Annotated in this window: 11 protein-coding genes; 4 read left to right on the plus strand and 7 right to left on the minus strand. The window is 37.2% G+C overall.

Features of this window, described 5'->3' with window-relative positions:
• Positions 1-56: 56 nt before the first annotated feature.
• From ACRD64_RS12080 to ACRD64_RS12095, 4 genes are all read right to left on the minus strand, one after another.
• Positions 57-947 carry a hypothetical protein gene (locus ACRD64_RS12080; RefSeq protein WP_430933620.1) on the minus strand — a complete coding sequence of 297 codons (891 nt, stop codon included), beginning with the start codon at positions 945-947 and terminating at the stop codon, positions 57-59.
• Between the two features lie 263 nt (positions 948-1,210).
• Positions 1,211-1,942, minus strand: coding sequence for a hypothetical protein (locus tag ACRD64_RS12085; RefSeq protein ID WP_430933621.1), 732 nt, complete (start codon positions 1,940-1,942; stop codon positions 1,211-1,213).
• 307 nt (positions 1,943-2,249) lie between these two features.
• Positions 2,250-2,429: a tyrosine-type recombinase/integrase gene (locus tag ACRD64_RS12090; protein WP_430933622.1), complete on the minus strand. Its 180-nt coding sequence runs from the start codon at positions 2,427-2,429 to the stop codon at positions 2,250-2,252.
• Positions 2,426-2,575, minus strand: coding sequence for a hypothetical protein (locus ACRD64_RS12095; RefSeq protein ID WP_430933623.1), 150 nt, complete (start codon positions 2,573-2,575; stop codon positions 2,426-2,428). Before ACRD64_RS12095 ends, ACRD64_RS12090 begins: the two co-directional genes overlap by 4 nt.
• 643 nt (positions 2,576-3,218) lie before the next feature.
• Between ACRD64_RS12095 and ACRD64_RS12100 the strand changes: the two genes are divergently transcribed.
• From ACRD64_RS12100 to ACRD64_RS12115, 4 genes are all read left to right on the plus strand, one after another.
• Positions 3,219-4,361 carry a sensor histidine kinase gene (locus ACRD64_RS12100; RefSeq protein WP_430933624.1) on the plus strand — a complete coding sequence of 381 codons (1,143 nt, stop codon included), beginning with the start codon at positions 3,219-3,221 and terminating at the stop codon, positions 4,359-4,361.
• A complete protein-coding gene (locus ACRD64_RS12105; RefSeq protein WP_430933625.1) occupies positions 4,351-5,070 on the plus strand; it encodes a LytR/AlgR family response regulator transcription factor in 720 nt (239 codons plus the stop codon). Before ACRD64_RS12100 ends, ACRD64_RS12105 begins: the two co-directional genes overlap by 11 nt.
• A gap of 157 nt (positions 5,071-5,227) precedes the next feature.
• The gene (locus tag ACRD64_RS12110; protein WP_430933626.1) at positions 5,228-7,087 is read left to right on the plus strand and encodes a [Fe-Fe] hydrogenase large subunit C-terminal domain-containing protein; all 1,860 of its coding nucleotides are present in this window, start codon (positions 5,228-5,230) and stop codon (positions 7,085-7,087) included.
• Between the two features lie 602 nt (positions 7,088-7,689).
• The gene (locus ACRD64_RS12115) at positions 7,690-8,580 is read left to right on the plus strand and encodes a hypothetical protein (protein WP_430933627.1); all 891 of its coding nucleotides are present in this window, start codon (positions 7,690-7,692) and stop codon (positions 8,578-8,580) included.
• 80 nt (positions 8,581-8,660) lie between these two features.
• On the opposite strand, the gene ACRD64_RS12120 is transcribed toward ACRD64_RS12115, so the two are convergent.
• From ACRD64_RS12120 to ACRD64_RS12130, 3 genes are all read right to left on the minus strand, one after another.
• Complete coding sequence (locus ACRD64_RS12120) at positions 8,661-10,349, minus strand: FAD-dependent oxidoreductase (protein ID WP_430933628.1); 1,689 nt, start codon at positions 10,347-10,349, stop codon at positions 8,661-8,663.
• Positions 10,350-10,467: 118 nt separating this feature from the next.
• On the minus strand, positions 10,468-10,986 hold the full coding sequence (gene cobO / locus ACRD64_RS12125) for a cob(I)yrinic acid a,c-diamide adenosyltransferase (RefSeq protein WP_430933629.1): 519 nt from the start codon (positions 10,984-10,986) through the stop codon (positions 10,468-10,470).
• A gap of 116 nt (positions 10,987-11,102) precedes the next feature.
• Entirely contained in the window at positions 11,103-11,303 is a 201-nt protein-coding gene (locus ACRD64_RS12130) for a DUF5320 domain-containing protein (RefSeq protein ID WP_430933630.1), read from the minus strand.
• Positions 11,304-12,062: the final 759 nt, after the last annotated feature.

Here is a 12,062-nt window from a genome sequence, read left to right on the forward strand (position 1 = left end):
ACGAATATATTTAATCACCCGAACCCACAGTTGGGACTTTCTTCGGTGCATCGTGATTAATTATATTCTATTTGTTGGGCTTTCGTTATTTCTCTTGTCTTTAACCCAAATCCAATAGTATCTGTTACAATCTCATCCCAGAAATAATAGTTAAACTTGTCCTTCCCAAATTTCATTATTCCATCCTCCATTTCTACATGGACTACATGGAATGTCTCCAAATTTGCTTGTTCTATTATTCCATGTCTTGAATCAAAAATATGCTTATTGTCTCTAGCATAAATTGAATTTCCATATGTTATAAAAGTTTCTCTATCTGCATCTTCAAGTTCTAAAATCATTAAACCGTCAGAGAAATCAAATTTGCGATAGACTCTATACTTATCAATCAGAAATTGACCATGGTCAACTAGTGTTTCTCTATCAATTGAATCAGCTTTAATTATCCAATCACTTCTTAATACGGTTTTGGGAGTCTGTGTTTCAATTTTAAATTCAGGATGATATTTATAAAAATCAGGTCTTTCCTGTTTTTGCCAAACAAATTTAAATCCCGTTTCCTTTATTTCCATATCAAAATCTCGTTTTAGGTAATATATGTTGTCTGGATTTAAGGCAACCAATCCGCTTGGAATAACGATAAGGCTTGATAAAACTATCAATGGAATGCTTACAAGTTTAGGAACATTGATTTTAATAATCAGTCGGTCTATTGCGTAAACTAGAAGGAATATTATCAGAAAATAAGTTAGCAAGTTTCCTACAAATTCAAGCACAAATATCTGCAATGACAGAGATGTGTGCCAACCACTACAAACAAAAGCAAAAGGGAATCCAGTAAATATTTCATCAGGTCCGTCCACTACTAATGCATACCACCATTTCGTAAACATCATCATTGATATTACAGTCAAAGGTAGAATCAATTTCCATAGTAATCTCTTCATGTTATTTATTTATGCAGTGTTGTTTATAATGAAGCCCAACGTTCACTGGATGAAGCGTGCGGAGATTTCATGAATCAAACCTACCAAAACACCACAGAGCCAAAGCTTATATTTGTTATTATCTTTTTATTTTAATGCCAAATCTAAGATTTGGCGGTGCTCAAAAACCCTACTCAACATCCAAATTATCACTAAATCCGTATGCTTTATTCCAGATTGTTGTGCCCCGTTTTTTCTATAGAGTTTCTATTTAAAGATAGCTACTATTCAATAAAAAATTTATAAATCATGATTATACTCACAATAATTCCTAAAATTATGGCAATCCATTCAACCACAGATTTTTTACTTTTATTGTTTTCAGTCTTGTTACTGATTGTTTCTATATTTCGGTTATTTGAGAAATTGTCCGATGACTGACTGACATTGCCATAAACGTCTCCTACAACTGCATTCTGAGTATTTATGGTTTGATTCAAAGTCTGTTTTGGTTTATTCTTTTGTTCTAATAAATAAGATTCAATTGAACCAAACTCATAAACTTCAATTCCTAAAGGAGTAAATATGTATTTATTTCCTGTTTTTTTGACCCACTTCCTTGCAACAGATTCATTTATGGCTTTATGCATCGTAGGAGCATTCTCTTTTGTCATATAAAAACTACCGTCTTGTTGAATGGTTTCAAATAGTTTTTCAATTAACAATACTAAGTCTCTAGTCAAACTGATGCTAAACTTTTTAAATGATTGATGTGATGAAGCAAAGGCTACTCCATTATCATTTAGTTGAATTAAAGAGGGAGCATCTTCAAGACCTTGTTCATTAATAAAATCTTTAGTCTTGAGAATGTTTAAATAGTAGTCAGCAAGTTTTACATCTATATTCAAACTATTTAAAACTATATGCCAGTCAATCATGATAGCATCACTTTTTAAATAATTAGAATATAAAAATTGAACAATTGAATCAAGGTGTTTGGCTTCGTTTAAGGTCATTTTACATCATGGTTTTTATTTAAATATTAAAAGTTAAGCGCCTCGTAAATGGGGCACAACTTGGATATAGAGACCGTAATGACTTTATTATTTCGATTATGGTTTCTATACCGCATATATAATCAGTTATTTTAATCGTTTAAATACGTTTTCTTAATCGTGTAAAAACGTTTACTTAATCGTTTAAATACGTTTACTTAATCCTTTAAAGCTACTAAAAACCATATGACCTAAATTTTACCGACCTGCTTGTGAATATTGTAATCATAATAGGTTTTTTACATAACCAAATATAAACAGAATCATTTTATTTATCTAAATTATCGATAGGGCTTTTTATATTTTCAAGCTTTTTCATAACAACATGAGAATATATTTCTGTCGTTTTTAAAGAGTGATGTCCCATTAGTTCCTGAATAATCTTTATATCCACCCCGTTTTCTATTAAATGCGAAGCAAACGAATGCCGTAAGCTATGTGTGGTCACTCTTCTTTGTATACCGGTTTTTGCTTCGCTTTTTCAAATATCTTTTGTATACTTCCTACCGGGTATCGCTCACCTGTCCAAAATTTAGTGAAAGCACTCAAGTCTAAAATTGTTGTAACAAAGCAAAGCTCTTTAAAAAACTTCATTTTCTTGAGGTTTAGCATCGTAGTGCCCAATAAGGTAACCTTTTCAGACTAAAAGCACGCGTTATCGTTAAAATTAACGACCAAAAGATGGTTTATAAGCAAAAACAAACGTGGTGTCGCGTATTCAAAAGCTTTAAAAAACGCAAAAAACCCGATTAAAATACCTGGCAGGTATTAAAGCCGGGTTGTAGTTCAACCTGGAATAATCGCTGGGTCTTGCAGACCGCTCCTATTCCTATTTATTGGCGGTATGTTTATCTTTTCCAAAATACGAATTTGTTATAACATTACATATATTCCTCAACTACCTTTTCATAGATAAAAAGGCCCGGTTTGTTGATTATTATTTCGTTATTCTTAATTTCTTGGTAAAATTGTAATGAGGCCAAAAAAATTGGCGTTATGATAACACAGGTTATTTCGAAGCGTTCAAAAAAATATATAGCATCAACTTTAGGTTGGCTAGTAATGAATGGCTTTTGCGCCAATTCAAAGACAAAAGCTGTATTAAATTTGTAAAATTTGCATATTTCGTGGTTCAACTAAAAATAGTACGACGCATCAATTTCAATTTATTAAACTATAATTAGCTTTACGAACATACATGGCAATGCCCCAGCCACAAAGCAAAACATAAGTACCTATGCAAAGTAACAAACGACATAAACTAATCGAAAATACAATCTATACCACTTTATGGTTGCTTGTTTTATTTGTTATCATTTTTCTATCGCAGAAAAATAATGAAATACAATGGAATAAGGTGCTTCTCGATACAATTACCATTGCACCATTTCTTCTTATGTTTCTGGCTAATAATATGTGGCTGGCTTCCAAATTCTTATTTAAGAAAAAATATTTCTGGTATTTTGGAATAACTGCTGTATTGATAGTCGGAATAAGCCATCCGAAAGTTACCGTTTTTATTCATGAATTATTGTCGACAAATAAGGCTATATCGGTAACGGATACCAATATTCCACTTCCCAGGAATGGCGTTTCACCATTAAACAGACCCCCAAGAAGCACCAACCTTGAACAACTTCGCCCGGGAATGGAGCCACAGGCCAGGGGACAATTTATCCGATATTTGAACAATATTCTGCTTTCTATTTTAGTTATAGGGTTTAATACAGCCATAAAACAGGGCGGCAGGTTAATAAAAGAAGAGCGTTTGCGGCATCAAATAAGCGAGGAGAAACTTCAGGCTGAACTGGCTTTTTTAAAGCACCAGATAAGTCCCCATTTTTTAATGAATACGCTCAACAACATCCATGCTTTGGTTGAAATAGAGCCCAAAGATGCACAAAGCTCTATTGTGAAACTTTCTCATATGTTACGTTATCTTTTATATGAAAAAGAGGACAAAAAAACTTCATTGGCAAAAGAAATAGATTTTATCAAAAGCTATGCGAAACTTATGCAAATGCGGTATACCGAAGAGTTGGATGTGCAACTCAACATTCCTGATAAGATACCGCCCGTTTCCATTCCGCCATTTGTTTTTATGACTATTTTAGAAAATGCCTTTAAACATGGTGCGGCCACCCAAAAGAAATGTTATATCCACTTAAATGTTAGTATCGAGGATAAATGGCTCGTGGTAATGTGTAAAAATTGCAAAAAAACGAACACTTCTTTATCGAAACCCAAAAGCAGTGGTATCGGACTTGAGAACACGCGTAAAAGACTTGACTTATATTACGGTGATAATTACATTTGGGATATTAATGATAATGAAAATACATATACAAGTACTATAAAACTCCCTATTTATGACGATTAAATGTGTTGCTATTGATGATGAGCCTCTCGCCTTAAAGCAGATTTCGAGTTATATCGAACGAACGCCAAACCTGGAATTGGTGGCTTCTCTAAACAATGCTGCTGATGCCTATGAGATACTGGACACAAAAGAGGTTGATCTGATGTTTGTGGACATTAACATGCCGGAGCTAACAGGGATGGATTTTGCCAAATCGTTAAGTCAGGATGTTGGAATTATTTTTACCACCGCCTACAGCGAATATGCCGTGGAAGGATTTAAAGTAGATGCCATTGATTACATATTAAAACCTATTGGTTACGATGGATTTATGTCAGCCGTAAACAAAGCTAAAAAACGCATGGCACAAGAGAAAGGAGCCCCTGAGGAAATAGAAGGCAACAATGATTACCTCTTTATTAAATCGGAATATAAAATTATAAGACTTGAACTTAAAAACATTACTTATATTGAAGGGATGCGGGAATATTTGCGCATCCACCTTACTGATCAAAAACCGGTTATCACGCTCCTCAGCTTTAAAAAACTGATAGAAAAGTTACCGACCGATAGTTTTATGCGTGTTCACCGATCCTATATTGTCAACTTAAAAAAGATAACCACAATTGAACGCATGCGAATTATTTTTGATAACGACGTGCGTATACCTGTAAGCGACCAATACAAAGAAACTTTCCAAAAGTTTGTAGATGAGCACTTTCTTATTTAACAGCTTACTTATCTTATATTTGTGCATTTACCCACAAAATCAAACTTCTTGTCAATGCAAATGTAACCTAATGGTGGATTCTCTGTATATGTAGTTTGTATAATATTCACGGTCAGGATCTAAAAGAAGAGATAGATCCGGACCAAAAACAACCGCCATGCACACAGAGAGCTTATCATTGAGAGAAGTTGTTTACGTAGAAGAAGGAAATTGTGTAAACTGCCATGCGTGCATAACGGCATGTCCGGTTAAATTTTGCAATATCGATATGGGTGATCATATGTCGATAAACGGGGACCTGTGCATTGCATGTGGTAAGTGTATTGATGCATGTACCCATGATGCGCGCAAACCAAAAGATGATTTCGGACAGTTCAGGGATAATCTGTCTCGTGGCGATAAGTTTGTGGCTATAGTAGCTCCGGCCATTGCAGCGAGCTTTCCGGATACTTACAAAGAACTTAACGGTTGGTTAAAAAGCATAGGTGTAAAAGCTATTTTCGACGTGAGTTTTGGAGCCGAACTAACGGTTAAATCCTATCTGGAATATATAAAACAGGGGCCCCAAACGGTTATCGCTCAACCTTGTCCTGCGATTGTATCGTACATAGAGCTTTACAAACCAGAACTTATTCCTCACCTTTCGCCTGCGGACAGCCCCATGTTGCATACCATTAAAATGATCAAGGCGTTCTATCGCGAATACCGCAATCATAAAATATTGGTTGTATCGCCGTGTTTGGCCAAAGCCAGGGAGTTTGCCGATTCCGGGTTAGCTATTCTTAATGTCACCTTTAAATCGTTGGATAAATATCTGAACGAGAAAGAAATTAACTTAAAAACATACCCATCCACCGATTTTGACAACCCGCCGGCAGAGCGGGCGGTATTGTTCTCTTCGCCCGGTGGATTGCTGAGAACCGCAGAACGTGAGGTTCCTGAGATTGTAGAAAAAACCAGGAAAATTGAGGGACAGGATTTGATTTATCCGTATTTAAATACCCTAAGTGCAGATATCAAAAAAGGCATTGCTCCTTTGTTGATCGACTGTTTGAACTGTGAACGGGGTTGTAATGGCGGGACAGGAACCCTAACGCATGATAAAACCTTGGACGAAATAGAGCACCTGGTAGATAACCGAAAAAAAGAAATGGTTGCCGAATATGATAGCCGGAAAGGGAAAAAACGATTGACAAAAAACATTGATAGTTATTGGAAAGAAGGATTATACAATCGCACCTATATCGACCGCAGCGCCAATAACAGTATCGTTGTCCCTAGCGAAAACCAAAAGCGGGAAATCTTTAAAACCATGCGTAAACATTCAGATGCCGATATTTACGACTGTTCGTCTTGCGGATATGGTAGCTGCCAGGATATGGCAACTGCTATTCACAATGGTCTTAACAACAAAGAAAACTGTCACTATTATAAGAGTTCTGTGATATTGGATATTTCTACTTCCGTATCGGAAACAATTATCCAATTGGACGATAAGTTCAAATCTATCAATAACATGCTCGAAATATTCAGCCATCTTAAAAATGAATTCTCTGAACTTGAAGAGGCTTTTGCCCAACAAGCCAAGTTGGTGGACAAGTTTGATGAAATTGCGAAAACGATTCACTCTGTATCTACTCAAACCAACCTGCTGGCGCTTAACGCCTCCATTGAGGCTGCAAGGGCCGGACAAGCTGGCAAAGGCTTTGCGGCAGTTGCCGGGGAAGTTAAAAAGCTGGCGGAAAATACCACCAGCGAAACCACTAAGATTAAAGATAACGCTAACGAGATCAAACAATATTTCGAGGTTACTGAAAACAGACTTACTTCATCTACAGATAAATTCGGCGAGGCTTCGGAATTATTCTTAAAGGTGAGCGGTGCGGTGGACGAGATGAACAGCGCAATACTGGAACTGAATGAAAAAACAAACGCTTTTGCCCAGGGGGAATCCATGCGTGTTAGTAAATCAAATGATTTTAATTTAAACCTAGGTGAAGAACGAAAGTGGGCGTAGTTAAATCCGCAATATGCATTTAAAATCCCAACCGGCAGGGTAACAGGAATAACACATTGAACTGGCATTAAAACATGTCAGTTCGTTATTATAACTCAGCATTATCGAAGTACGCTTTATTACTGCTTTCGTTTATCGCAATAATTGCCATTTTAAGGCTAATGAAGAAGTGTAATGATAATCCAAAAATTGTCATTAAACTTTATACAAAGGCCAATTCGATTAAGAAAATCTAAACATTACCAACACACCACAACATATTCAACCTGTTTATTTATCCAGGCTATCAGATAATCACCCGCCTTTGGCATATTAAATATGCCAGTTCATATAATAAATTCCCAAATCTAATTACACATGTATACTATTGACATTTAAAAGCATTAACTGCAATTTCAAAAATACATGTACAATAAATCAATTTTAACCCGGATTATGCATTAGAACTTCGTCGTGAACATTGAAAGTGCAATAAAACAAGGCTTTACTGAAACGAGGCATAACTTGTCCCGATTACTTTCGGGAGCATCGTTCTGGTGAGTTGAAGTGAAGCAGCGGAGTGTCTTGTTCTGAAACAATTTCAATGTGTAATAGATTTTCTAATGCATATTACGGGTTTAACGCTTTTTGCCATACTTTTTATTACAACAGTGTTTGGGCAAAGCATGGAGAATACAAGCAAATGGCATTCCAAAGAGTTCCAACAGGATGATCAAATTCCTTCGTATAAATATTTATACGACAAAAAAAATGATGTTTTTTATTTATTTACCAACGACAAGAAAAATTTATATGTGCATTTGAAATCGAGCAATAATAATGTACCGAAGCTCATTTTAATGGAAGGGGTAAAAGTAAATTTTAAAACCAAAGTAAAAGGTAAAAAGAAAGTACAAATTGATTACCCCTTAAATATGGAAGAGCGCATGGCGCTAAGCAATGTTCAATTTGCAGCGCAGCCGGGCAGACAAAACGAAGAACAGTCAGATAGCAGATATAGAGGCAACATGGGCGGACCGCCAATGGAAAAAGATTTTAGTGATGCCGAAAAAGAAAAACTCATGAACTCAATCCGTGATATCAAATTAACGTACGGAAACTCAGAAGAGCTTATGGCTGTAGTCAATCCAGATCATATTTCTGGCGATATACATTTTAACAGACAGGGAGAATTGTTTTATAAACTGTCGATTCCTTTTGAACAGCTGGGTATGGATTATCATGCGAAGAAGATGTACATTTCAGTTACCTCGGGAAGAAGTTCAGCTAGTTCGTCATCTCAATCCGGAATGGGTAGAGGCCCTGGTGGAATCAGCGGAGCTATTGGCGGAGGCCCAGGAGGCGGAATGGGTGGTGGTCCAAGAGGCGGCATGGGCGGAGGCCCGGGTGGCAGTGCGGGCGATGGCAGCTCATCGATGCAAGGCCCACCTTCTCAAAAATCAAGTTCGACAATAAGTATCAAGGTCAAGAAACTTAAGTTAGCTAAGAATTAGTGTTTTTCCTTAAAAAAGGTTGACTTAAAATAAAATAATTTAATGAGTCGACCCTTTTTTAAAATTTATACTTCATATGACTATTTCTCTTTGGTAAATGGCCATGCCATTACCCCACCTTCCATCACTTTTACGTTGATATACCCATGCGCTTTCAGCATTACAGCAGCCTCGTACCCACGCAGTGAAATTTTACAATAAGTAATTATTTCTTTTTCTTTGTCTTCAGGGAGTTCGTTTAGGCGCTTTCGCAATACACCCAGTGGAATCAGTGTTTCACCAATTCCCAATCGGGTTTGTTCATATTCGTCTGACCCTCGCACATCCAGAATATACATATCGTCACCAGCTTCTAACTTATCCTTCAAGTCTATTGCCGATATACCTTGAAAAACACCTTTCATTTTATTTTGCATGATATGTGCGGAGGCAATACTGTGGTCTATAGCCAATGAGAATGGGGGCGCATATGGGAAATCGGCATTCACCATATCTTCAACCGTGAGCTTACCAATAATAGCCGTGGCCCAAATTGACAATTGCTTACTCACATCACCGGGCCCCAAACATTGGGCACCCAATATCTTCCCTGTCTCCTTTTCGGCCAGCAGTTTAGTCACCAATAATTTTCCATCCATAAACCCGGGCTTATCCGGACTGGCATTAATGATTTTGACATAATCGAACCCGGCCTCTATGGCCTTGGCTTCCGACAATCCGGTGATACCAATTCCATAATCGAACAGTTTACAGATCCCTGTTTGGATGGTCCCCGGAAAAGTGACCGTGTTGCCGGCAATTACATTTTCGCCAGCTACACGGCCTTCAAGGTTGGCAAGGTCTCCATAGGGAGCTAAAACATTTTTACCTGTAATAATATTTTTAATCTCGCAGCAATCGCCCACTGCATAAATATCCTCATGAGACGTTTGCATATACTTGTCGACGACAATACCGCCCAGCTCCCCAATTTGGATCCCGGCCTCCCTGGCCAGCCCTACGTTAGGTTTCACACCAATAGCAACCACGGCCAGTTCACAAGGGATTTCGGTGCCATTCTGAAGTTTTACTCCGGTCAGCTTACCATTGTTGCCCAGAAATTCTGACACCCCATTTTTGGTTATTACATTGGCTTTCTGTTGCAAATAATTTTCAACCAACTTGGCCATCTTCCAATCCAGAAAAGTCAGCAGCTGAGGCAACAGTTCAATCATGGTGAGTTCAATTCCGGCAAGGTTCAAAGCCTCCAACGTTTCAATACCAATCAATCCACCACCTATTACAACGGCTTTTTTAACTTTTCCCTCATCTCTTATTTTTCGGAGATAATCTGCATCTTGCATCGATTGCAGGGTGGTAATCCCTTCCAGTTTGGTACCTGGAATGGGTGGCATATTGGCTGTAGCTCCTGTAGCAATAATCAGTTTGTCATATTCCTGAGTGCCTTTCGCTCCAGTGTTAACATTCACATACTCCACCTTTTTGTTTTCACTATCTATTTTGGTTACCTCCGTATTAACCTTGGCGGAAATTCCTTTGGCATTCCAATAGAAGGTTGGATCACGAACCACTCCTGTAGGAGTGCAAAGCAACTTGTTTCGATCGTCGAAAAAACCGCCCACAAAATAAGGATAACCACAGGAAGCCATAGATAAATCTTCCCCTTTCTGAAACAGGGTTATCTCTGCAAATTCGTCCATCCTGCGCGCTTTTGCAGCTGCCTTGGGACCCGCTGCAGACCCACCGATAACAATAATTTTTTTATGCATAAAACAATAGGTTTATTAATTGGATAATTTCTTAACGCTTATCCTCGTCTCCTTTTTTAATTCTATAAATTGTTGGCCACAAGTTTTTTCCGTTTTTTCTTCCAAAGCGATAAATATATTAATACTCAATTCCTTCTCGAGCCTCAATACCTTTTTGATAATAATGTTTTACTTCTTTCATTTCGGTGACTAAATCTGCAAGCTCAATAAGTTCCTGAGGGGCTTTGCGGCCGGTAATCACAATTTCTAAATGTTCAGGCTTGTTTTGAACGATGGACAATAGTTCGTCTATTGAAAATAAATTGAAATACATGGCCATGTTAGCCTCGTCGAGAACTACCAAATCATATTTGCCTGACTTAATAATTTCTGCAACTTGGGCCAAACCATGTCTTGCTGCTTCAATATCTTTTTCAGTAGGATCCTTTTCAATAAAACAACACAAACCATACTGCTTAAGCGTAATGGCAGGCAACATTTTTTGTACGATATTCATTTCGGAATAAACGCTCCCTTTGATAAACTGCGCAAAAAACACCTTTTTACCAGCTCCAATAGCTCTAACGGCCAAACCCAAAGCAGCTGTGGTTTTACCCTTTCCGTTCCCCGTATATACCTGAATGTATCCTTTCATCATTACTTTAATTAGAAACTTTGGGATATCTGAAGGCAAAACTCTACAATAATTGATACCAGATAAAAAGAATCGCACATTAGGAATTGCGATTCTTTAGGTTACTTATTTCCAGTGAATCAGGAATTCCCCTTGCCAAATCCCAAAGCTCTTCCCAGGCCTCTTCCGAAACCTCTTCTTCTACCGGCTCCTCTTCCTCCTGATGTTTTTTCGGAATCCGAGGAGTTGTGCTTACTTTGTTCTGATGGATTACATTTACCCATTCCTCTACCTGTCTGCGAACCTTTACCTTCAGGTCCTGTTTTGTCAAATCGTGGCATAACTAATTAATTTACATGTTTAAATAAAAAATTCTTGTCGTAATTCAATTGCTTTGCTCCGATAAAGGTAATGAGAATATTCTCATTTAAAAATTAATATGCATTTATTTTTGATGATTTTCATTATTCTTTGCCGTTTAAATACAGAAAGAATCTCATGGAATTAGATGTACCTGATTATTTGTATCGCTTTTTTGAATTCCATTATCTTACGAAATAATGATATAACGCTATGATCTTTTTATTTAACCCGGATTATGTATTGGAGGTTCGTCATGAGCATGGCAAGTACAATAAAACAAGGCTTTACTGAAACGAGGCATAACTTGTCTCGATTACTTTCGGGAGCATCGTTATGGAGAGTTGAAGTGAAGCAGCGGAGTGTCTTGTTTTGAAACAATTTCAATGTGTAATAGATTTTCTAATGCATATTGCGGGTTAAAAGTAATTTCAATGTGTAATAGAATTTTTAATGCATATTTCGGGTTAAAAGTAATTTCAATGTGTAATAGAATTTTTAATGCATATTTCGGGTTGAACTGATTTTATATAACTCCAGTGGAGTGCCACGCTATATTCACATCATCAAAACAAGACAGGTTGAAGCAAAAAAAAGAGGGTGTCCAAAAACAAAAAAGGAGTTATAGAAATCTTACAATTTGAAAGTTTGTTCCTCTTTTGTACCCCTAAATCCCCTGAAGGGGACTTTAAGCCTCCCACTTTAGGGGAGGTTGGAGCGGTAAAATGAGAAGTTTACTT

Source organism: Saccharicrinis sp. 156, from assembly GCF_050589685.1.
GTDB lineage: Bacteria > Bacteroidota > Bacteroidia > Bacteroidales > Marinilabiliaceae > Saccharicrinis.

Bases quoted from the DNA above. Each gene is read 5' to 3' on its own strand.
- ACRD64_RS12080 (WP_430933620.1), bottom strand. From the start codon at position 947: ATGAAGAGATTACTATGGAAATTGATTCTACCTTTGACTGTAATATCA.
- ACRD64_RS12085 (WP_430933621.1), bottom strand. From the start codon at position 1,942: ATGACCTTAAACGAAGCCAAACACCTTGATTCAATTGTTCAATTTTTA.
- ACRD64_RS12095 (WP_430933623.1), bottom strand. From the start codon at position 2,575: ATGAAGTTTTTTAAAGAGCTTTGCTTTGTTACAACAATTTTAGACTTG.
- ACRD64_RS12100 (WP_430933624.1), top strand. From the start codon at position 3,219: ATGCAAAGTAACAAACGACATAAACTAATCGAAAATACAATCTATACC.
- ACRD64_RS12105 (WP_430933625.1), top strand. From the start codon at position 4,351: ATGACGATTAAATGTGTTGCTATTGATGATGAGCCTCTCGCCTTAAAG.
- ACRD64_RS12110 (WP_430933626.1), top strand. From the start codon at position 5,228: ATGCACACAGAGAGCTTATCATTGAGAGAAGTTGTTTACGTAGAAGAA.
- ACRD64_RS12115 (WP_430933627.1), top strand. From the start codon at position 7,690: ATGCATATTACGGGTTTAACGCTTTTTGCCATACTTTTTATTACAACA.
- ACRD64_RS12120 (WP_430933628.1), bottom strand. From the start codon at position 10,349: ATGCATAAAAAAATTATTGTTATCGGTGGGTCTGCAGCGGGTCCCAAG.
- cobO (WP_430933629.1), bottom strand. From the start codon at position 10,986: ATGATGAAAGGATACATTCAGGTATATACGGGGAACGGAAAGGGTAAA.
- ACRD64_RS12130 (WP_430933630.1), bottom strand. From the start codon at position 11,303: ATGCCACGATTTGACAAAACAGGACCTGAAGGTAAAGGTTCGCAGACA.